The sequence below is a fragment of the Glutamicibacter sp. MOO4 genome (assembly GCF_056934395.1).
The window spans coordinates 2726151-2746628 of the sequence record NZ_CM167800.1 but is presented as its reverse complement, the minus strand read 5'-3'; the positions used below and the strand labels follow the sequence as shown (position 1 = coordinate 2746628).

The following is a 20478-nucleotide window of genomic DNA, read 5'->3' as shown; positions in this document are numbered from 1 at the left end:
CAGAACTTGGTACGAGCCACCGAATGATTCGGACAGCCGCGACTTTGGTACACGGTAAGTCGCAGCCAGTTCCGCCGGTGGCCCGTGAGGGCTACGTTCCAGCCCGCCACCAAAATCTGGTGCTCAAGGAGCAGATGCTGTGGTGACTCAAACGCCGCGCAGCTCGCCGTAGGTTCAATCTTTCTTCTCAAAGGACGTGTTACCCATGCCAAAGATGCGTGCAGTAGATGCCATCGTTCAGATCCTGGAAAAGGAAGGCGCCACCGAAGCCTTCGGCCTTCCCGGGGCAGCCATCAACCCGTTGTACTCAGCCATGAAAGACCATGGCGGAATTCGCCACACCCTGCACCGCCACGTGGAAGGTGCCTCCCATGCCGCCGACGGTTACTCACGGGCCACCGGCAAGATCGGCTTGTGCCTAGGAACTTCGGGTCCGGCTGGCACCGACATGATCACCGGCCTCTACGCAGCTATTGCGGACTCAATTCCAATGCTGTGCATTACCGGGCAAGCTCCGACCAACGTATTGCACAAAGAAGATTTCCAATCGGTAGATATCGTATCCATCGCCAAGCCGGTAACTAAGTACGCCTCCATCGTTTTGGAGCCAGGTTTGGTTCCCGGAACCTTTGCCAAGGCCTTCCAGATCATGCGCTCAGGACGTCCCGGCCCAGCACTTATTGACCTGCCGATTAACGTTCAACTGGCAGAGATAGACTTTGACATTGATGCCTATGAACCATTGCCCTTTGAGCGGCCCAAGGCCACCCGCGGACAGGCAGAAAAGATTGTTGATCTGCTGCTCAGCGGCAAAAAGCCAATCATCATTGCCGGTGGTGGAATCATCAACGCCAACGCCAGCGAGCAATTAATTGCGCTGGCTGAAGAGTTGAACATCCCGGTCTCACCAACGTTGATGGGCTGGGGTATCATCCCGGATGATCATCGTTTGCAGTCAGGCATGGTGGGCATCCAAACCCATACCAAATACGGCAACGCCAGCTTCCTGGAATCAGACATGGTGCTGGGCTTGGGCAACCGTTGGGCCAATCGCCATACCGGTGCACTGGATACCTACCGGGCGGGCCGAAAGTTCATCCACGTAGATATCGAAGCGACGCAGATTGGCCGAGTGTTTTCTCCGGATCTAGGCGTTGTCTCTGATGCCAAAGCAGCAATCGAAGCCATTCTCGAAGTGGTGCGTGAGCGCAAGGCCGCAGGCACCCTGCCGGACTACTCCAGCTGGGCCGATGAGTGCACCGCACGTAAGTCCACCGGGCACCGGAAGACCAACTTTGAGAACATCCCGATCAAGCCGCAGCGTGTATATCAAGAGATGAATGCAGCCTTCGGCCAAGACACCACCTACGTCTCAACCATTGGGCTTTCGCAAATTGCTGGCGCACAGATGCTGCACGTTTATGGTCCACGCAAGTGGATCAACGCCGGGCAAGCAGGCCCGCTGGGCTGGACCGGACCTGCCGCGCTGGGCGTTGTACGTGGCAAGCCTGGACAACGAGTTGTAGCCCTTTCCGGTGACTATGATTTCCAGTTCATGATCGAAGAGTTGGCCGTGGGAGCGCAGTTCAAGCTGCCTTATATTCACGTGGTCGTCAATAACTCGTACCTTGGCCTGATTCGCCAGTCTCAGCGACCTTTTGACATGGATTATCACGTCTCGTTGGGCTTCGATAACATCAACTCTCCCGAGACCAACGGGTACGGGGTTGACCATGTGAAGGTAGCTGAAGGCTTAGGTTGCAAGGCGGTTCGTATTGAGGATCCGAGCCAGCTGGCCGACGGTTTTGCTCAAGCTAACGCGCTGGCCAAAGAACATCAGGTTCCAGTGGTGGTCGAGGTGATACTGGAGAAGGTCACCAACATCTCCATGGGCGCTGCGCTGGATTCCGTCAATGAATTTGAAGACCTGGCTCTGTTGCCTGATGACGCACCAACCGCATTGGTGCCATTGGGTGCAGTAGCCACCGTGGGTGCGTGAAAGGCAGTCGTCGCTGACTTGCGAACCCGCAAAAAATATTGGCGCGGGGCACCGGTTCACCAATCTGGGTGTGCCCCGCGCCACTACCACCTAAACTGGCATTGAGCTGCCAAGCACAACACCACCAAAAACGAGTAGGAACAACGTATGAGCATCAATGAGACCGTTGACCGCAATTCCGCCGAACCCTCCACAACAACCGGTGCTTATGATCTGGTTCTTCGCGGTTCGCAGGTACTAACTGCGCAGGGAATTGGCCCGCGCGAAGTTGGTGTTCGTGACGGCAAGATCGTCGCCATTGAAGAACTCGGAGCTCAGCTTGTTGGTGAGCGAGTCATCGAGGTAGCTGAGGACGAAGTGCTTCTACCCGGGCTCGTGGATACTCACGTTCATGTTAATGAGCCGGGTCGCACCGAATGGGAAGGCTTTGAATCAGCCACCAAGGCAGCTGCCGCTGGCGGGGTAACCACCATCGTGGACATGCCGCTGAACTCCATTCCTCCCACCGTGAATCTTGAAGCGCTGAACATCAAGCGTGAAGCCGCCAGCAAGAATGCGTTTGTGAACGTGGGTTTCTGGGGCGGAGCGGTGCCGGGCAACAAACAGGATTTGCGCGAGCTACACGAGGCTGGTGTCTTCGGTTTTAAATGCTTCCTGTTGCATTCGGGAGTTGATGAATTCCCCTCATTGAGTGTTGATGAGATGGAAGAGGACATGGCTGAACTGGCCTCCTTTGACTCTTTGATGGTGGTACACGCCGAGGATTCAGAAATCATTGATAGTTCTCCTCAGGCTTCAGGCTCCACCTATTCGCGTTTCCTTGATTCGCGCCCGCGCTCAGCAGAAAACACGGCTATTGAGCAGGTCATTGACCGTGCTCGCAAGACCGGGGTGCGCGCACACGTGCTGCACCTTTCCAGCTCGGATGCGTTGGACATGATCCGCCAGGCTAAAGCAGAGGGCGTGAAGCTCACGGTGGAAACGTGCCCGCACTACCTGACGCTGTTATCTGAAGACATCCCAGACGGCGCAACCGCCTTCAAATGCTGCCCGCCAATTCGCGAAGACGCTAACCGCGACCTGTTGTGGCGCGGGCTTCAGGAAGGAATTATCGACTGCATCGTTTCTGATCATTCACCGTCAACGGTTGATCTGAAGGACGTGGAAAACGGTGACTTCGGAGTGGCCTGGGGTGGCGTCGCATCGTTGCAGTTGGGCCTGCCGTTGATCTGGTCCGAAGCTAAGAAGCGCGGGATCAGCTTGGAGCAGGTGATTTCTTGGATGAGCGTGAATCCCTCCAAGCTCGCCGGACTAAATAACAAGGCAGTGATCGAAGAAGGCCGCGACGCTGACTTCGCCGTCTTCGCCCCAGAGGAAAGCTTCGAGGTGGATGTGCAGAACCTTCACCACAAGAACCCGATTTCTCCGTACCAGGGCAAGGAACTGCAAGGGCTAGTCAGGCGTTCAATCGTCGCTGGCACCGACGTGGACTTCCAGACTCCACACGGTCAACTGATCCGTAGAGAAAACTAAGTAATTACCGTTCAAGGCCACTGCCCCGTTCTACGAAAATCGTTGACGGGCAGTGGCCTTTCGACATTTAACCGTGATCACATGAACGTATCGTAACGAACCCATATCAATTGCCTGAGAATGGCCAAGTTCACTGCGTGCGCACCATAGGGTGGAGTTCTATGGTGACGATGACGCGGTTGCTTACGATTTCAGGAACGAGTACGGATGCGAACTCTGCTCCGTCGTTGTTGACCAAAGAAATCAGTGATTTCACTCCCAACGACGTGCTGCTAGTTTCGGTAGTTTTTGGTGCAATACTCCTGAGCATTCTTATCGGCTTTGGAATCAAGACCTACCTTCACTTACGTCACTGCCTGAAGTTATCAACGGATGAAGATACTCCTGCGGTCCGTGCAGATCTGCCGGTAAAGATTGAACGGCCAGCGGCGACTCGCGAAGCCCCGCCAATGCCCGTTGGACTACGAAATTCGGAACCTGCCATGAGCAAGTTTGAAAACGGTAGCTGACCAATTTCCTGTCGCCCACCGTCGCCTCACTTCATTCCAGAACGCACTAGAAAATCCATCACGCCGTAGGATCAAGCTATGAATGAGAATCCTGTGCCAGAACTTCCACCGGTAAACACAACGGCTGCCGAAGCCATGTGGGCTGAACATCTGGCACATCGGGGCATCAATCCTGAAGCGGCACCGCACCATGTCGCAGAATCTTTCGGAGATCACCCAGCGCTGGCCGATGAACTGTTGAACGCCATTATGCATGGCACCAAGCGCGCTACGTCGTCATTGGCCAGTGAATACGCGTACTACGACGAACGCATTCCGCAAGTAGATGATCACTGCATCATCTGTGATGGTCAGGGTGAACCCAAAGCCATTCTTCGAGTGATCAGTGTGGAGCGTTCCAGCTTCGACGAGGTCGATGAGCAGTTCGCAGCGGCCGAGGGCGAAGGTGATCTGAGCCTTGGCTATTGGCAAAAAGAACACGAGAAATTCTGGCGACGAACTCAGAAGTCAATCGGTCGCGAGTGGTCACCGGCGGATACCCTGAAGCCCGGCGGTGAACTGATTTTGGAACGTTTTGAGATCTGCTGGCCAGAAGAATTCGCTGATTAGAAAGTCAATACGCGTCAAGGGCGTTGCACTGCGCCACGAACTGCCACCGGGGAAACTTCCGGCGTAGGGTGGCTTTGAGAAGCTTCTGTTTCGGTGAAGCACCGCTAAGAAAGGTTGAACATGTCGATTGTTGTCATCAATGCCCTGTCGGTTCCCGAAGGTTCCGGTGAAGAACTGGAAAAGCGCTTTGCGGCACGCAAACAGTCCGTGGATTACTCACTTGGCTTTGAAGGTTTTAAGCTGTTGCGCCCAGTAGCCGGCGAAGACCGCTACTTTGTGTACACCCAGTGGGCCACACGTGAGGATTTTGAAAACTGGCGAGATGAGCGTTCGGGCGCAGCCCATGCTGGCAGCGAAGGCAAGAAGTCGGTAGCTCACGGTGCTGACCTGATGGAGTTTGAGGTCGTCGAGCTCTAGCCTGAGCGCAGGAACAATAAGTGACGCCGAAGGATCTACGGATCTTCCGGCGTCACTTCTTGTTTGCTCCCGAGGAATTGATGCGGGTCGGTACCGATGCGGTTGCTGGTGAGGAACGGAGCGCCGAATTGATCAACAGCGCTATACCGAGGGTTATGCACAGCACTGCACCGATCAAGAAGGTCATATTGATACTGGTCGAGCTGGCCTCGCCATGCAACCCGGGATGGGTGGCGATGATGGCCGCAGAAATCGCGGTGCCAAATGAGGAGCCGACAGTTCGCAAGACCTGGTTAAAGCTGACCGAGCTACCCAGTTCCTGGACCGCCACGCTTCTGGCAATCAGCGCTGGCATCGCGGCATAACTGGCTCCCATGCCAAGACCGAAGACCAGCATGCTCAACAAGATTTCCCAGAGCTGGGAATGCAGTAGCCACAACAGGGTGCCGGCTAAGGACATGATGATGGCACCGACGGGCAGCATCACTTGAATGCCAATTTTCTTAGCCAAAACTCGGACAATTCTGTTGGCAGTGAAGCTACCAACCGAGAGTGGGAAGATGACAAAACCGGCCCAGAACACTGGCAAGCTCAGCCCGTATCCAGTGGAGGTTTCGGCCTGAGCAACCAGCGAAGAGACCGACATACCGATATACAGTGCTGCTCCGAGAGCGATGGCGGAGATATTGGCCAGGAGTACTTCTCCCTGCTTGAGCGTGCGCAGGTTGATCAGCGGGAAGGCGAGTTTGTTCTCGACGAGAACCCAAACGGTCAAGATGACCACGGCAAAAATAATCAATGTCAGGGTAGGCAACGACGACCACCCCCATTTAGGTCCTTCTGAGATGGCCAAGAGCAGCGAGCCTAAACCGAAGGTCAGCAAGGCAGTGCCGAGGTAGTCGAAGGGTCGAGACTCGGCGTGCGTATCAGGACCGGAAGGAACTACTTTCCACACCACGATGATGGTGGCCAAAACAAAGATGGCGCCAAACCAAAAGGCGAAACTGTAATCAAAGAGCCCTGCGATGATACCGGTCAATGGGTAGCCAACGCCAATACCCGAGGAGACCGTCACCGACAGGGTGGAGATGGTTGGCTGAACTTTCTTTTTCTCAACATAGCGACGGGCAATGGAGATCGTGATGGGCACGATGCCATAAGACAGGCCCTGCAAGGCCCGGCCGGCCAAGAACAATCCGAAGTTTGGTGCCGCGGCGGCCAAGACTGATCCGAGGAACATGATGCTCAAAGAAACTAGGAGCAGACGCTTTTTATGCGGACCGTCGCTAAGCCGACCAAGAATGGGAGTTGCTACAGCACCTGCCAAGAGATTGACGGTGAGCATCCATTGGGCTGTCGCCACATCCACGTCGAATTGGCTGGCGATGGAAGGTACTAACAACATGCCGAGTGAAGAAACAATGGCCGTAGCTAGGGCTGCGAAGACGAGTGTGGGCAGCAGGGTCGTACGTTCAGTTGCTAATTTTGTATCGCTCATCGGGCTGCCGCCGTCTTGATTTTTGTCAGTGCAGGAATAGCGTCGTGGATAAGTTTGAGCTCCTTGTGGTTTAGTTCGTTTCCAATAGCTTTCTTGAGTGCTTCGCGACCTTGTTGAATTTCAGAATCTAGTTTTTGCTGGCCCGCTTTGGTCAGGCGGAACCAGAGCTTGCGGCGGTCTACGTCAGCTTTGTGTCGTTCGATCAGCCCTAAGGATTCCAACTCTTTAGTGGACAGTGAGATGGCTTGTTGGCTGACTCCGATCACCTGACTTAGCCGAGTCGCGCTGACATGTTCGTCTGCCGCGAGGGTTCTGAGGATGCCAATTTTCCCCGGAGAGAGGGTGCGGGCTGCATGGACCAATCCGAGCAGCGGGAACAGCGCGTCGAAGAGCGCTTGAGGTAAGTCAGATTCCTCCGAAGAAATTTCCATAGCCTCAGAATACAATTAATTTGTACAAGTTTGTTGAAGAAGTCTTATCTCATCGATCACCCAGAAGCTGAAGACCAAAAAGGTTCCGCGTCTTGTTGATCAAATCAAAAGGACGCGGAACCTTGAATGGGACCGTAATTATTTTGCTAGACGCCTAGCCTAATCCTGAGCCTTCACTGCCAGCACCGGGCAGTCAGCCTCGATGAGGATGCGCTGAGCGACGCTTCCCATCAACAACTTTCCCACCCTGGAGCGTTTACGTAAGCCCAGAACAATGAGCGAGACTTGATGATCTTGTTCAGACTGAAGCACAAAGTCGGCGGGATCATGGACGGTGTCGGACTGCGGCAGGACCTGCAAAGGCACCCCGAAGTCCAACAACGCATTCATATCAATGCCAAGGTTCGCCTCAGAGATCGGTTCCCTATCGAGATTCGCGATCAACAATGAGTCCTGAGCCTTATGGGCTTCGGCCAGTGCCCGGCGTATTGCAGCTTTTTCTGCGGGCGTATTGCTAAAGCAAGCGAGAATTGCCATGGAGTTCTCCTAGGTAAAAGCGGAACAGAGCCACGAGGCCAGCAGGCCCTGTGGAAGATCGATGGGCAACAGAGAAGGTAGAGCCAGCATCAGCACAAAGAAGACAATTGTGTAGATGATGGTGGTTTTGAGCTTGGCGCGAGCCACGATCAACAAGAAGGTCGGAAGGAAGATGGAGATGGCAGCGAGGTAACCCAACAGTGCTGTCAGGATCAGGAAACCAGCCATCCATGCGAAGGTCCTTAGTGCGAAGGATGCATTGGCGGTCCACTTCGGACCCCACGAACCTCCGCCGCCGGGCATGGCAACACCGGGCAGGCTTGGAACCAAAGCATCCGTAGTTCGAGCTGAACCCACTACTGCTTCGTTAGTCAGTGCAGCATGCTTACCTGAAGCAGCTGATCCGCCGCGGACAGTGGTGGCACCGTCAGGGGTGACGGCCGCCTGTTCGTTCAAGAACGCGGTGGCATCAATGGGTACCTGCTGCGAAGTGTTTGCCGCCGCCTTGCGGGTGCGCAGCTCGGTCATCAACACAACCAGGGACATGATGACTCCGACCCAACCGACCAACTGCGGAACCAGCTTGGCATCCGGCGAGTAACTGGAGGAGAGCACCAGTGAACCGGCAAATACAACCAGTAGAACTGCGGCAGCGCACAGCGACCAGATGGAATTCTTCAGCGGAGCCTCAGCATCAGGAGCGCTGTCAGACTTCAGCTCATCATCAGCGCTGAGCTTGCGACGGGCACGGAACCACTTGAAGATATTCCAGAGGATCGGCAGAACCAGAATCGCGATGAACACCATGGCGCCGGGGCGCAGCATCCAGTCGAAGCCCTCGTACAGGCTGTCGGTAAGGAAGTAGTAGCGTTCCATCGGGATGGCCAGCACAAAGCCGATTAAAAATGGTGCGCGTGGGAAACCGGTGGACTTCAAAACCCAGCCAGCAACGCCGAGCAGCAACATGACCCACAGGTCTCCGAGCTGTCCACCGTCCTGGAATGAGCCCAACAGCATGATCACGACAAGACCGGCCGCCAAGATAGAGAAGGGAACCTTGGTCAGTGAGGACAACGGACGTACCGTCATAAAGCAGAAGAGCGCACCAAGTACCGAGGCAATGGCAAAAGCCCAAATGATCATGTACAGCAGGTCAAGGTGTTCGTTGATAATACTTGGACCAGGCTGGATGCCGTAGGTCAACAGCATGCCCAAGAGCATGGCCGAGGGAACACCGCCAGGAATGCCGAAGAGGAAGGTGGGGATCAAGTCGCCGGCCTCCAGCGAGTTGTTGGCGCTTTCCGGACCCACGATGCCTCGCGGGTCACCTTTACCGAACTGGCGCTTGTCCTTGGCGGTTGCCACAGCTTGACCGTAAGCCAACCAAATTCCAGCGGTTGCGCCCACACCAGGTAGAACTCCGGCCCAAATGCCGATCAGCCCACCACGAAGCACCTGAGACCAGTGGGTGAGCCATTCTCGGATGCCCGAGCCCCACCCACCGGTAACCTCTACCGACTGCTTGTCACCACGGCGCTGGCTGGCCCGCGAAGCAATTTCTGCCAGGCCAAAAATACCCAGCGCCACTGCTACTAGGGACAGTCCGTCGCCGAGGAAGAGTGAACCAAAAGTGAAGCGTTCTTCAGCGGTGCTCGGCGCGGTGCCAATCATGCCCACCAACATGCCAGCTAGCCCAGCGGTTAATCCTTTGATCACGTTGCCTCGAGAGAGCACCGCGGCCAGCGCCACGCCGAGAACGGTCAGCATAAACAGCTCAGGGCTCGTTTGGCTTGGCCTTTGCGCGCCATCGCGTACCCGTCAAGCATGGTGACCGAGGCAGAAGCTGAGCCCGGGGCACCAAGTAATACTGCCGATACCGTGTCCGAGGTATGTACTACGGCTAAGGCACCGATGAGCAGGGCCAGCGCGGACGCAGGTTCCATGCCAAAGGTGACCGGTAGCAGGATGGCTACGGCGGCGGTGCCGCCCAAGCCTGGGATCAGGCCCATAACCAACCCTGAGATAACGCCGATGAGCAGCATCAATAGCATGCTCGGATCGGCCCGCGAGGCCAAAGCGGCCAATGCGGAATCCAACATTGTCGTGCCTTCTTAATCTAATTCGATGCCGTAGGAGTCCTTGAGCAAGGTAGTGACATAGCTCTTGGTCTCATCGGTCACGGTGTAAACGTTTTTAACGCGTTCGGATAGGTCTTGATCAGCGACGATCGGGTAACCACCGAGTACCTCGGCGGCCTTTTTGTTGAATTCTTTATCGTCTGAAAGCTCATGGGCGGAGTCGCGCAGCAACGTCACTGCTTCTGCGGGTGCATCCTTGGGTGCCCAGAGTCCCTTTTGGTAGGTGTAGGTCAAGCCGAGCAGAGTTTTGTAGGCCTCAAATTTAGGCCCTTCAGGTGCTTTTCCATGCAGTTGCTGATACACCTCGGTCACTGTGGGCGTGTCCGTGAAGTTGGGATCACGGATAACTTTCCCATTCTCATCGAGCTGGCCAAAGGACATCAGTACGGTAGCTGACCCGTCCTTTTCGCTCGGCTCAACGGCGGACTGATACGAGGAGGTGGTGGTGTAGTCGATATCTACTTCTCCACGTTGTAGGGCTAAGTTGACTGGTCCGCGTCCTTCGAAGCCGAAGGTTGCCGAGATGTCTGCTTGCAAGAGATCGAAGGCAACCAGCGTAGTGAGATCAAGGCCGGTAGCTGAAATGCCGCCAAAGACCAATGGCTTCTGCCGGTCGGTCAGGTCCTTGGGGGACGTCACACCAGCGGCCGTGCGAGCGTAGATCACCCCGCCGGTGCCGTTGACCAGAACCGGTGTAAGATCCTCGAACGAGTACTTCACCACGTTTCGGTCCAAGACCCAAGGGACCACCGTAGTGGCGGTGCTGACCAGTAGCTCGGTCCCGTCATCCGAGGCGGAGGAGGCGAAGCGGTTACTCCCGGTAATGCCTTCACCGCCGGCCTCGTTGACTGGCGCGAATCCGGGCTGCCCGGGAATGTCTTGAGCTAGTTCTTGGCCGACAAATCGGGCCCAGGTATCGGTGCCTCCACCTTCGGCCAGTGGAATGACCATCTCAATGGTTTCCCTGAATAGTCACCGTCGGCCGTGGTGGCTGGTGGGTTCAGTAATCCTCCACCCACGAGGGTAGCTCCCAGACCGAGCACCGCGAAGGCTGTCACCGATGCGAAGACGGTGCGGCGACGATGAGGTTCTGGGTCGGGCAGAAGCTGATCTTCTGAGGCGTCGGGAAGTTCAAGATGAGTCACGGTTGGTTCACCATGTTCTGTGCTGATGGGGTCAAAACTGAGCGTAGATTCGGCTAATACTCGAGCGGTGCGGGTGGTGCCCACAACCAATGTGCCGTCGATCTGGCGCTGCCAGGTAGTGATCTGACCGGCAGGTGTTTGTAGTTTGAGGAACTCGCCGGGCGTCTGCTTCAGCAGCTTTGCCAGCACGGTTCCTTGATGTTGGGCTGCCAGGGTCAGCCCAATGCTTCCGGTGATGGCCAAGGCTGGATGCGGAGCACCCATGGAGAGCATCATGACCAGTAGGTCGTTGTGGTTCTGTGTGTCGGCGGCTTGGACGATGGCCAGCTTGGGGATGGCCCGTTCGGCTTGGGCTGGAGAGTCGGCTAGCCCCATGGCCACCGCGCCTGCACGGCGGATGCGGTCAAGGCGTGGCATTTCATCCAGTGACTCGGTGAGCCAGTGTGAAAACTCAATGCCTTCAAGTCGTGCGGACTGCGCATCAATGATGACGATGGGTGCGCCGGCATCGATGAGCGTTGCCTGAACTTGCTCCGACGTGTCGCCGTGAATGCTCAGCGTTGACGTTTCGTTTCTATCAGGAAACAGCTTCCCGGTGGTGGCACCGGCCGGATCGAGGAAACCTATCTCAACGCCTTGGGCGGTGAAAGGGACGCCGGGGATGAGGGCCGAAAATTCTGAACCGTCGAGGTTCATTTGTTCGACGAGCAGCTGTCCCGTATTGGTGTTGCGAATGTGCACGGTGACAAACTGGTCCTTGGCCTGAACCCAGCCCCGTTTCAGGGCGTAAGGAGCGATGACGGCGGAGCAATTTCCGCAGTTGCTTCCCCAATCTACGACAGCTTGGTCGATTCCGACTTCGGCAAAGGTGTACTCAACATCGATTCCTGGTTCCTGGCTTGGTTCCAGGATGACGGCTTTGCTCGTCGTTGAGCTGCCTCCACCAACGCCATCGATTTGGCGGGAGTCGGGAGAACCAAAGAGGCGAAGCAACACCTCATCGGTAGTGTACCCGGGGACTTGCAGTGCGCTTTTTTCGAAGACCCAGCATTTGCTGGTACCTCCGCGCATCCAAGTCGCTGTGACTGCTTGTTTCAATGGATTGAGCCAATCTCTTCAGAACTGCGCGCCAGCCTTGACCGTGACGGCCAGCACAATAATCTGCTATTGATGATCCGTGAGCAGTCAGTTAATGAGTAGCTACAAAAACTGCATATAGTTGTAGTAATGTTTAAAACTGCGAAATTACAAACTGTTTAGACGTGGAGAATTGCTGCTGGGGCTTGAAGCGGGCTGAAGCGATCGTTGTCTATTCGAGTGATTCCATGGCGTGTAAGCTTTCTGAAATATAGTTAAGTTTTACTGAAAGGTGCTGGCGTGCTCGACATCAAAAGACTGCAAATACTGCTCGCCGTCGTAGAAGGCGGATCGGTCACGGCGGCTGCTGATGAACTTTTTTACACTCCATCTGGCGTCTCCCAGCAGTTGCGAAAGCTGGAAGAAGAAGTGGGGCAACCGCTGCTGCAGCGACATGCGCGCGGCATGGTTCCCACGGATGCAGGACATATCCTTGCCGGTCACGCACGCTCGATCTTGCGTCGAATGGATGCGGCCATAGCGGACTTAGACCAGCTGGCAGGACTGAAAAGTGGCAGCTTGAGTTTGGGTACCTTCCCAACGCTGGGTAGTTCGTTCTTGCCTCAGGTCATCAGCAAGTTCCGCAAGATGTACCCGTCGATTAATCTCGACGTGCGTAGTACGAGATTGCAGGAGCTTATGGGGTTGCTCTCCCGTGGCGAAATCTCCCTTGGTCTGCTGTGGGAATATGACTGGATGCCGCTGAACCGGACGGACTTTGAACTCACCACGTTGTTTACCGAACCTACTGTTTTGGTTGTTGGTGCCGACCACCCTTTAGCTGAGTTTGATGAAGTGGATATGGCTGCCACGTCAGGCGATCACTGGATCGTCAGAGCAAACATGCATCCGGTTGCTGAGCTCCTAGAGCGCTCTTGCAACGCCGCAGGTTTCTCGCCAAAGATCTCCTTCCAGGCTAACGATTATCAAGAAGCTCAAGCGATGGTTTCTGTTGGACTGGGCATTGCCTTGGCGCCGCAGTCCGCGGTGATGAACCCACATCCAGGCGTCAAAATCCTTTCTCTTGGTTCGGGTGCCGCAGCGCGAAGTGTGGTCTTGGCTCAGCGCAGGGATCGTGTTCGCGCACCAGCAGAAAACGCGTTCCAGACGTTACTGGTTGACATGGGTAAGACTTGGATTGAATAGCACGAAACAACCAGGCGCGAGTTGAGTATTTAGGCTGCGCCTCATTGTCTGTTTGGGACTGGAAGTTAACGTTCGTGGAGGCTAGCGGAAAAGCTCTTGACCAGCGCGCGGTGGTGTTCTAGACTTCAATAAAGTGTGATATACCAACTGGATATTAAGCCCTATGTGTCGTATTCAGCATTCCTGTGGCCCATTATGGTGCGGGCTGAAGCAGCCAACACGGCCAGATCCGGTTGGTCTAGGACTGTCATGCCATGCACACTGAGCGATGGGATATTCCATGATCACCACTGAAACTGTCACCAGTTATCTTCAGCGGCTCGCTTCTAGAGCGCCCGCTCCAGGCGGAGGGGCGGCGGCAGCACTGCATGCGGCCCAGGGCGCCGCACTGGTGTCAATGGTGGCAGAATTTACCTCCGGCCCACGGTATGTCGAGGTTCAAGAGCAAGCTGAGCTCATCGCACAAAGAGCAAAGCAGCATATGCGAGAAGCAATACACGCCGCTGAAGAAGATGAGCGGCTGTTCGGACTGCTCAGTGATGCGTATTTTTTGCCAAAAGATGATGAAGAGCAGAAGCTCATTCGAAGTACAACGATTCGCAAGGCCACCATTGAAGCAGCCGCTCCTTTGATATCCACGGTTGACATCGCTTCTAAAATCATCAACCTTGCCCAAGACTTATTGCCTATAGCAAATCGCGCCGTTTCTAGTGATATTGCTGCCGCAGGGGAGTCTGCGCGCGCTGCTTTAGGAACCGCGCTGGTCACCTTAGAAATGAATATCGCTGCCATCAAGGATGAAGTAGAGCGGGAGCGCCTGGGTCTGGTCACGAACCTAGCCAGTGAGATGATCGGTCAAGCTCAAAAGCTCAGCTGCGAGGTGCGCTCGGCGGTGACGGTATGACGGCACAACGTTTGAGTGGGAAACCGGTAGCTGATGAGATTCGGGCGCGGACCGCTCAGTTGGTAGTCGGTCTGAACCGTGATAGCTTCAGTGCACGGTTAGCGGTCGTCCTCGCGACCCGGAACGAAGCGACCACATGGTATGTGCGCTCCATCGAGCGAGCCGCCGCTGCACAAGGCGTTGAATGTCAAGTGCTGGAACTGCCGGACGGTACCCAGGCGCAACTTACTGCCACCATTGAGGCCTTGAACGGGGACGAAGCAGTCCACGGCATCATCCTGCAGACCCCGGTACCCAGTGGCGTGGATGCTGCGGCGTTGGTGCAGTTGATCGACCCGACCAAACATATTGACGGGGCCAATCCATTGAGTCTTGGCCGACTAACTGTGGGCCAGCCTGCTTTTGCTCCAGCGACCGCGCGTTCGGTGATTGAGATTCTTGAGCATTATCGGATCCCGCTCGCGGGCCACCATGTGGCAGTAGTCGGACGCTCAGCGGTCGTGGGTAAACCCTTGGCTCAGCTGTTGTTACAGCGTGATGCCACGGTGAGCATCTGTCATTCGCAAACCGCAGAACTGCCCGAATTCACCAAGACGGCTGCGGTGACGGTCATGGCTGTTGGACGCGCCAACCTGCTCACCGCCCATGAAGTGGCTGACTCGTCGGTGGTTATCGATGTAGGAACGAACGTGGATGACGATGGGCAACTAGTTGGCGACGTCCACACCGCTTCGGTGCAACCCAAGGTTCGCGCGCTGAGCCCAGTACCTGGCGGTGTGGGAACGGTGACCACCGCCTTACTTTTGCTGCACACCGTGCAGGCAGCAACAAAAGTTTGCCAGACGATCATGTGGAGAGGAGAGTCCATGAGCACACGCCGGTAACTGTACGCCAGCGTTTGGGGTTGGCCATGGCGGGCAATCCAGTCCGTCGGGCCGCGTAGGAAGCTGGGAGGGCCGATGCCAGGCGAAGCGATGAATGAATAGGGGCTTTTCCGGCGACGTGGTGAAGTGGGATCTGTCGATCGGATAATGCCCGCCAAACCGCCGCATAGTTGATGTGGAGGTCAAACATGCGGCGGTTTTCGCCGTGGGCTCGCGGTGCCGCGTGAATTATTGGCAGGCCGGGTGCCGCAGCTGTTAGCGCCGGGGTTGACAGCACGCGTTGAGACCGGCCTGAACACGTGTTTGACTTATGGCAGCGCTGATCTGGAGCCAGGGTCCTGCTTGCTTGATTATCGACGCTGTGAATTTACTGATGCTCGACCGTCGATGATCCTCGTGCGCCTCGCCATGACAGTGAGCAACGAGGGTCGGCGCGCTCAGCCACCGACTCTCCGCCCACTGGTCAGCGTCCAAACAGCCGTGAACTACTACAATGCCGGGCACAAAGTGCTCACTCGAATGTTCGCGGTGGAAGATTCGCACTGGTGTGCTTCCATGATTCCGGGCATCGAGGCCAGCGGAATTCCATTGCCGCTGGGTGGCACGTCGAATCACTTGCGCTCTGCGCAACTGAGTGAGCTCGATGGTTGGGATCCGTGGAACGTTACCGGGGCGTTGACTTGGGGCTACGCGACAGTATGCGTGGATTCCGACTGGGGTTCATCGACTCGACCACGTGGGTGCAAGCCTGTTCCAAGGTCTCAGCGTGGGTCAAAGGTTATATGGTTACGGCCGCCGTGAATATGCGTCGTCTCCTGGGGTTTGTGCGGCGCACCTGTCTAGGGGAGCGGTGGGTATAGGTTGGCCTCATTGCCAGTGCTCCGCTCACGAACCTGTCCTACCCGCTGGTTCGCGGATTCACGATCATCACCTCTGTGGGTGTCTGCTTGATCGGGTTGCGATGTCGCGCAGGCCTCTTAGCCTTAGGCTGGGCGACCATGCTCTTGGGTAATGCAGAATGATTCTGTTTTCGGCACTGGTTTCGAGGCGCCGCTGTGGGACCAGGGTGGCAGTGTTCGCGGTGCTCAACCCCGCCTACTGGGTCCTACCCTCCATCGCTGCGTGTCTGGGCGAAGACCCCGCATGGGCTTGACTAGGACGAGGGAATTGCTAAGACAGCCACACGGGTTCGGTGAGCCAGTTATTTCCCTCTGGACGTGCCGATGGTGCTTTGGGCCACGGAGGTAAACAGCCCTGTTGGAATGTCCTGAGCGCAGATGAAACGGCACCGTTCACTGCTGGTACTCAGGTTCTCGGGCTGCCCGCGGAGAGTGATTTACGCTGGCTGCATGAACCCCAGCCATAGCCTCACCTCCGCCCAGGGATGTCAGCTAGTACTTTTCCGCGATGATTTGCGCACCGCAGACCATCCTGCACTGCTGGCGGCCAGTGCGATGGGGCCGGTGGTGGGGCTGTATATCCTTGATGAGAGTTCTCCCGGCATCAGGCCGTTGGGAGGCGCGGCCCGTTGGTGGCTGCACCACGCACTGCTCAGTTTGCGTGCATCGCTCAAAGAGCTCGGCATTCCGCTGTTGTTGCGTCGAGGCAGAACAGTGCAGGTCCTCGACGACGTGATCGCCCACGGTGCTGTGGCTGGGGTGCACTTCAACCGGCGCTATGGCCATGCTGAACGCGCCGTCGATGCCGAGCTTGAGAGTTCGATGCGCAAGGCTAGGATTCCCGCGCACAGCTACGCCGGGAGTTTGCTTCACGAACCGTGGGAACTGCTGACGCAGTCAGGGACCGGATACAAGGTTTTCACCCCCTTCCATAAGGCATTATGCGACACCGAGATTCGCCCTGCCCAGCCCGCGCCTGCCCCACAATCCGTGCCGCAGGGCAAGCTGCCACTCAACGAAGAGCTGCAGAGCTGGGAGTTACTGCCGACCTCTCCGGATTGGTCTACGGGCTTGGCTGAAACGTGGACGCCAGGCGAACCAGCAGCCCACGAGCGCCTGGCCATGGTGCGTGATCAGATCGCGCAAGACTATCAGGATCAGCATGATCGACCGGACCTCGACGGGACCTCCGCGCTGTCTGCGGCCCTGCGTTGGGGACACCTCAGCGCGCACCAGGTATGGAACGAGCTCAGTGTGTTGGCGAGCAGCACCCCGGGGTTCGCTCAGGGTGCGTTGGCTATGCGCCGCCAAATTGCGTGGCGGGATTTCTGCTGGCATCTCTACTACCACCATCCAGAAATGCCCACCGAAAATTTGCGCGTAGAGTTTGACGATTTTGATTGGGCCTGGCCCGAGGATTCGGCTCGGGCGGCGCACTTGGCGCAAGCGTGGCAACGTGGTCGCACCGGAATCGCACTGGTTGACGCGGGGATGGCGCAGTTATGGCAGACCGGTTGGATGCATAATCGCGTGCGTATGGTGACGGCCAGCTTACTGGTCAAGAATTTTGGGTTGCACTGGCGGGTCGGCGAGCAATGGTTTTGGGACACCTTGGTGGATGCGGATCTGGCGAGCAACACGGCCAATTGGCAGTGGGTTGCCGGCAGTGGGGCGGATGCTGCCCCCTATTTCAGGGTGTTCAATCCGGAACTTCAAGCCAAGAAGTTTGATCCTTCAGGTAGCTACGTCGCTGCCTATGCGCCGTTGGCCGTTGAGCCGGTGGTGGACCTGAAGGAATCACGGCAAATGGCGCTCGATGCTTATCAGCAGATGAAATCCGCCAAAGGTCAGTGATCGGGGCCCGCTCAGCCTTGAAAGGGACCGTCTTTCCAAAGCATGGTGCTGCGGATGCATCCACGGCAGAAACCACCCTGTGGGCAGCTGCTGGGGTTGGTGTTCAGTAGCTGCCCACAGGGTGGACTCTAAGGAGAAGAGCCTGCTGGCTATTTCGCGTCGGTGGTTGCCAAAGTGAGCCGCTGGGTCGGTAGCTGGTATCTCATGCCAGCGGTGTTTGGCGTCTGCATGGCAGGGCAGGAAGGAATCACGTGGGCTACGGCGGTGTGCTGCCAGAACCTCACACGAAATTCGACAATTGTCATCGAAGCGACACGGTCTAAGAACTCCCCAATGGTCATCGAGGAGGGTGCTGGGGTAACCACGCGTAGCGCAGGTTGCGGGGTGGTGATGTGTAGCATGCGCAGCTCCTCGCTCCGGGGATCGAGTGTGGCCACCAGCACCGCTCGACCGTGTACAGAGACCATCGCCATCACATCATGGAGAGGTTCGCTGGGGCGAGTAATCACAATGGGCATGCCCGGAGCCCAGCCAAAATACGTCAAATGGGACTTGCCCTCACGGGTAGCGAGAAAATCAGCGACCCGATCAGCGGTCTGGGTTCTAGCAAATCGACCTGGCATTGTAGATACTTCCCTTTCATACGTTACTCAGTGAATACGGTGCTGCAAAGGGTGCGCTATCGATGCACTGGAATGTCATCGATCGCGCTGGCCTTGGGATTCCTTAGGCCATGCTCAAATCCGCGTGCGCCCCTCTCGTCTCTAGCCGCAGGCCTTGGGCGGGGGTCAATGTCGGTGCAATGAAGGGGTTCTCTAGCCAATCAGTGGCGCGCTGCCCGCCGTGGAGGTGTTCGGGCTGAGCCAAGAGATTTTCCCGGCCAGCCACGGCGAACTGTAGATTCCGTACTTCAAACTGGATACCCAGGAGCTGCTCCATCTGCGGCAACAAGGTGTCATTGACGAAGTTCATGTGCTCGGTGACATGTTCTTCGCTCTTTGCGGTGCAGGCAAGATTGACGATCAGCTTTTCCGGCGTGCCTTGGATGGTGCAGATCGCCGAATGCACTGTGCTTCTCAGTCGGCATTGCTCTGTCCCGAACGATGCGATCTTTTGCATCCTGTCAGTCCATGCCTTTTTGACCGTAGTCCTGTTATCTGTGAGAACTGCTAAATGCTCTTTCATCTTGCACTCCGGCACTCGTCGATGTTTCGTAGTAGAATATGTTTAGACAAGCTAACTATTAGAAAGGCTACATTATTTTTTTCAAAAGATGCAAGGCGGAGTTTAACCGTGAGGTGTGAGCGGTCCTCAAAATTCTCAACTGTTGTGCTCGAATCCGATGAAAGGAGTTCTCATGAGCGGCCATGGGGCAAATGGATATTGGTATGGTGACGGCCATTGGGATCCGGACGCTGTTGACCTGTTGAACCTGATGCGCCGCTATCGTGATGCGGAGCGGAAAATGCGCGAGCAGACTCGCGGATCCATGGGGATGAACGAGACCGATATGACTGCCCTACGTTTTTTGTTGAGGGTACACCGAAAGGGGGAAGTGCCCCGTCAACGAGATTTCGCTGAGAAACTAGGTATTTCTAATGCCTCGGTGTCAGCCATGATCGACCGGCTGTGTCGTGACGGATACGCTGAACGGATCGTGCATCCGGCTGACCGCAGATCGGTGGGTATTGTCCCCACCCAGTACAGCGACACCGAGGTGCGAGAGACCTTGCAACAGATGCACGAGCGGATGATGGAAGCCGTTGACGTGCTCAGCGCGCAGGAGCGCAGGGCGGCGGGGAAATTCCTGCAGGGCCTGATTGACAGCGTGGAATATAGCGACCGCGAGCTGCACCATCCTGCGCAGGGCGATCACTCATCTGGCACTGATTCCCGGGGAAATCTTACTTCGTCTTAGCTCGATGGCAGGGGGATGTGAATGCCACTGAGGCGTATTGATCTGAGTGTCAGCCCAGACGAATTCGAAGACCACCGCAATGGATTGACGGATATGACGAAGGAAGTGTCCAACGGCTTTCGCCTCGAACCCGAATACTGGGTGGGCCGGGCCGCGGGAGTCCAAACCTTGCTCAAAAGATTCACCGAGCATAACTACGAAGAATAGGCAGAGTGCGAAGAGTCGAGTCAAGCTCGGGGAACTGGACAGTGCCTGGAGTGCAAGTAGCATAAAGAACCGCAAAACTAGGGCAGGCCCTTGCCTGGGCACGTGGAATTGCCGTTGCCCGTGAACGCACCCCTGAGCGGGGTGCGTTCACGGGCTATGGCATGAGGCCTAGGCGCGTCGGCGGGTCAGCAAGCCCCAAATGACCAGGACCACGAGTGAACCACCAATAGCCAGTAGCCAGGTTGAGAGTGACCAGAACTGGTTGATTCCCACATTGAAGATTGCGGAGCCGATCCATCCGCCGACGAGGGCACCGACGATACCCAGTAGCAGTGTCGCGATCCATCCGCCGCCCTGTTGCCCGGGCTTAATGGCCTTGGCAATAGCCCCAGCGATCAGTCCCAAAACGATCCATCCTAGAATGCCCATGGAGATTTCTCCTTTGTTCAGTGTCACGGTGCTTCGGTGGTGCCTGCTGGCACCGCCTTCCAGATCAGTAAGGTACTAGAGGCAGTGGAATCCTCGATGCCAAGCTGGGTGCTTCCTGGGAATCGACCCTTGGGGTACCCCGGGAATTAGCCATGGTCATTAGCACATCCAACAGGAGAGCTGCAACGTATCTTGCTGGAGCGGGCGGGTTCAGTAATGCACTGCGCAAAAATGCCCATTCGGTGAGAACACAGCGAAGGAACCTGATCGCTTCGGCACCGGCA

General features: G+C 56.4%; 19 protein-coding genes and 1 pseudogene. 11 read left to right on the top strand and 9 right to left on the bottom strand.

The window, feature by feature from the left end:
• The first annotated feature begins 23 nt into the window (after window positions 1-23).
• From AC1Z3F_RS12830 to AC1Z3F_RS12805, 6 genes are all read left to right on the top strand, one after another.
• On the top strand, window positions 24-146 hold the full coding sequence (locus AC1Z3F_RS12830) for a hypothetical protein (protein WP_262199085.1): 123 nt from the start codon (window positions 24-26) through the stop codon (window positions 144-146).
• 59 nt (window positions 147-205) lie between these two features.
• On the top strand, window positions 206-1999 hold the full coding sequence (gene gcl / locus AC1Z3F_RS12825; RefSeq protein WP_131089433.1) for a glyoxylate carboligase: 1794 nt from the start codon (window positions 206-208) through the stop codon (window positions 1997-1999).
• 147 nt (window positions 2000-2146) lie between these two features.
• Entirely contained in the window at window positions 2147-3532 is a 1386-nt protein-coding gene (gene allB / locus AC1Z3F_RS12820) for an allantoinase AllB (RefSeq protein ID WP_131089432.1), read from the top strand.
• Window positions 3533-3693: 161 nt separating this feature from the next.
• Window positions 3694-4041, top strand: a complete 348-nt coding sequence (locus AC1Z3F_RS12815; protein WP_262199087.1) for a hypothetical protein — start codon at window positions 3694-3696, stop codon at window positions 4039-4041.
• 78 nt (window positions 4042-4119) lie between these two features.
• Window positions 4120-4650 carry an ASCH domain-containing protein gene (locus AC1Z3F_RS12810; protein ID WP_131089430.1) on the top strand — a complete coding sequence of 177 codons (531 nt, stop codon included), beginning with the start codon at window positions 4120-4122 and terminating at the stop codon, window positions 4648-4650.
• 120 nt (window positions 4651-4770) lie between these two features.
• The gene (locus tag AC1Z3F_RS12805) at window positions 4771-5067 is read left to right on the top strand and encodes an antibiotic biosynthesis monooxygenase family protein (RefSeq protein WP_131089429.1); all 297 of its coding nucleotides are present in this window, start codon (window positions 4771-4773) and stop codon (window positions 5065-5067) included.
• A gap of 52 nt (window positions 5068-5119) precedes the next feature.
• On the opposite strand, the gene AC1Z3F_RS12800 is transcribed toward AC1Z3F_RS12805, so the two are convergent.
• From AC1Z3F_RS12800 to AC1Z3F_RS12775, 6 genes and pseudogenes are all read right to left on the bottom strand, one after another.
• The gene (locus AC1Z3F_RS12800) at window positions 5120-6565 is read right to left on the bottom strand and encodes an MFS transporter (RefSeq protein WP_131089428.1); all 1446 of its coding nucleotides are present in this window, start codon (window positions 6563-6565) and stop codon (window positions 5120-5122) included.
• Complete coding sequence (locus AC1Z3F_RS12795) at window positions 6562-6996, bottom strand: MarR family winged helix-turn-helix transcriptional regulator (protein WP_131089427.1); 435 nt, start codon at window positions 6994-6996, stop codon at window positions 6562-6564. The genes AC1Z3F_RS12800 and AC1Z3F_RS12795 overlap by 4 nt, the downstream gene beginning before the upstream one ends.
• A gap of 159 nt (window positions 6997-7155) precedes the next feature.
• Entirely contained in the window at window positions 7156-7533 is a 378-nt protein-coding gene (locus tag AC1Z3F_RS12790; RefSeq protein WP_131089426.1) for a universal stress protein, read from the bottom strand.
• A gap of 9 nt (window positions 7534-7542) precedes the next feature.
• Window positions 7543-9542 (bottom strand): annotated as a pseudogene (locus tag AC1Z3F_RS12785) (tripartite tricarboxylate transporter permease).
• A gap of 102 nt (window positions 9543-9644) precedes the next feature.
• Complete coding sequence (locus AC1Z3F_RS12780; protein ID WP_165477315.1) at window positions 9645-10622, bottom strand: type 2 periplasmic-binding domain-containing protein; 978 nt, start codon at window positions 10620-10622, stop codon at window positions 9645-9647.
• The gene (locus tag AC1Z3F_RS12775) at window positions 10556-11914 is read right to left on the bottom strand and encodes a PrpF domain-containing protein (protein ID WP_242632506.1); all 1359 of its coding nucleotides are present in this window, start codon (window positions 11912-11914) and stop codon (window positions 10556-10558) included. The genes AC1Z3F_RS12780 and AC1Z3F_RS12775 overlap by 67 nt, the downstream gene beginning before the upstream one ends.
• 279 nt (window positions 11915-12193) lie before the next feature.
• Here AC1Z3F_RS12775 and AC1Z3F_RS12770 point away from each other — a divergent pair, with 279 nt between their 5' ends.
• The 4 genes from AC1Z3F_RS12770 (at window position 12194) to AC1Z3F_RS12755 (ending at window position 17640) form a co-directional block, all read left to right on the top strand.
• Entirely contained in the window at window positions 12194-13099 is a 906-nt protein-coding gene (locus tag AC1Z3F_RS12770) for a LysR family transcriptional regulator (RefSeq protein WP_131089425.1), read from the top strand.
• A gap of 280 nt (window positions 13100-13379) precedes the next feature.
• Entirely contained in the window at window positions 13380-14003 is a 624-nt protein-coding gene (locus AC1Z3F_RS12765; RefSeq protein ID WP_165477314.1) for a cyclodeaminase/cyclohydrolase family protein, read from the top strand.
• A complete protein-coding gene (locus tag AC1Z3F_RS12760) occupies window positions 14000-14887 on the top strand; it encodes a bifunctional 5,10-methylenetetrahydrofolate dehydrogenase/5,10-methenyltetrahydrofolate cyclohydrolase (RefSeq protein WP_131089423.1) in 888 nt (295 codons plus the stop codon). The genes AC1Z3F_RS12765 and AC1Z3F_RS12760 overlap by 4 nt, the downstream gene beginning before the upstream one ends.
• Window positions 14888-16236: 1349 nt before the next feature.
• Window positions 16237-17640 (top strand): cryptochrome/photolyase family protein, encoded by a 1404-nt coding sequence (locus tag AC1Z3F_RS12755; protein ID WP_131089422.1) that lies wholly within the window; start codon window positions 16237-16239, stop codon window positions 17638-17640.
• 149 nt (window positions 17641-17789) lie between these two features.
• On the opposite strand, the gene AC1Z3F_RS12750 is transcribed toward AC1Z3F_RS12755, so the two are convergent.
• Window positions 17790-18263, bottom strand: a complete 474-nt coding sequence (locus AC1Z3F_RS12750) for a hypothetical protein (protein WP_131089421.1) — start codon at window positions 18261-18263, stop codon at window positions 17790-17792.
• A gap of 103 nt (window positions 18264-18366) precedes the next feature.
• Window positions 18367-18759 (bottom strand): hypothetical protein, encoded by a 393-nt coding sequence (locus tag AC1Z3F_RS12745; RefSeq protein WP_131089420.1) that lies wholly within the window; start codon window positions 18757-18759, stop codon window positions 18367-18369.
• Window positions 18760-18997: 238 nt separating this feature from the next.
• On the opposite strand from AC1Z3F_RS12745, the gene AC1Z3F_RS12740 reads away from it, so the two are divergent.
• Entirely contained in the window at window positions 18998-19558 is a 561-nt protein-coding gene (locus AC1Z3F_RS12740) for a MarR family winged helix-turn-helix transcriptional regulator (RefSeq protein ID WP_131089419.1), read from the top strand.
• A gap of 375 nt (window positions 19559-19933) precedes the next feature.
• Here AC1Z3F_RS12740 and AC1Z3F_RS12735 read toward each other — a convergent pair whose 3' ends face one another.
• Window positions 19934-20194 (bottom strand): GlsB/YeaQ/YmgE family stress response membrane protein, encoded by a 261-nt coding sequence (locus AC1Z3F_RS12735; RefSeq protein WP_131089418.1) that lies wholly within the window; start codon window positions 20192-20194, stop codon window positions 19934-19936.
• Between the last annotated feature and the right edge of the window lie 284 nt (window positions 20195-20478).

Excerpts from the sequence above, each read along its gene's own strand:
- AC1Z3F_RS12790 (WP_131089426.1), bottom strand. The coding sequence starts at position 7,533 with ATGGCAATTCTCGCTTGCTTTAGCAATACGCCCGCAGAAAAAGCTGCA.
- AC1Z3F_RS12745 (WP_131089420.1), bottom strand. The coding sequence starts at position 18,759 with ATGCAAAAGATCGCATCGTTCGGGACAGAGCAATGCCGACTGAGAAGC.
- gcl (WP_131089433.1), top strand. The coding sequence starts at position 206 with ATGCCAAAGATGCGTGCAGTAGATGCCATCGTTCAGATCCTGGAAAAG.
- AC1Z3F_RS12765 (WP_165477314.1), top strand. The coding sequence starts at position 13,380 with ATGATCACCACTGAAACTGTCACCAGTTATCTTCAGCGGCTCGCTTCT.
- AC1Z3F_RS12815 (WP_262199087.1), top strand. The coding sequence starts at position 3,694 with ATGGTGACGATGACGCGGTTGCTTACGATTTCAGGAACGAGTACGGAT.
- AC1Z3F_RS12735 (WP_131089418.1), bottom strand. The coding sequence starts at position 20,194 with ATGGGCATTCTAGGATGGATCGTTTTGGGACTGATCGCTGGGGCTATT.
- AC1Z3F_RS12780 (WP_165477315.1), bottom strand. The coding sequence starts at position 10,622 with ATGGTCATTCCACTGGCCGAAGGTGGAGGCACCGATACCTGGGCCCGA.
- AC1Z3F_RS12800 (WP_131089428.1), bottom strand. The coding sequence starts at position 6,565 with ATGAGCGATACAAAATTAGCAACTGAACGTACGACCCTGCTGCCCACA.
- AC1Z3F_RS12795 (WP_131089427.1), bottom strand. The coding sequence starts at position 6,996 with ATGGAAATTTCTTCGGAGGAATCTGACTTACCTCAAGCGCTCTTCGAC.
- AC1Z3F_RS12805 (WP_131089429.1), top strand. The coding sequence starts at position 4,771 with ATGTCGATTGTTGTCATCAATGCCCTGTCGGTTCCCGAAGGTTCCGGT.
- AC1Z3F_RS12760 (WP_131089423.1), top strand. The coding sequence starts at position 14,000 with ATGACGGCACAACGTTTGAGTGGGAAACCGGTAGCTGATGAGATTCGG.
- AC1Z3F_RS12810 (WP_131089430.1), top strand. The coding sequence starts at position 4,120 with ATGAATGAGAATCCTGTGCCAGAACTTCCACCGGTAAACACAACGGCT.
- AC1Z3F_RS12755 (WP_131089422.1), top strand. The coding sequence starts at position 16,237 with ATGAACCCCAGCCATAGCCTCACCTCCGCCCAGGGATGTCAGCTAGTA.
- allB (WP_131089432.1), top strand. The coding sequence starts at position 2,147 with ATGAGCATCAATGAGACCGTTGACCGCAATTCCGCCGAACCCTCCACA.
- AC1Z3F_RS12750 (WP_131089421.1), bottom strand. The coding sequence starts at position 18,263 with ATGCCAGGTCGATTTGCTAGAACCCAGACCGCTGATCGGGTCGCTGAT.
- AC1Z3F_RS12740 (WP_131089419.1), top strand. The coding sequence starts at position 18,998 with ATGAGCGGCCATGGGGCAAATGGATATTGGTATGGTGACGGCCATTGG.
- AC1Z3F_RS12830 (WP_262199085.1), top strand. The coding sequence starts at position 24 with ATGATTCGGACAGCCGCGACTTTGGTACACGGTAAGTCGCAGCCAGTT.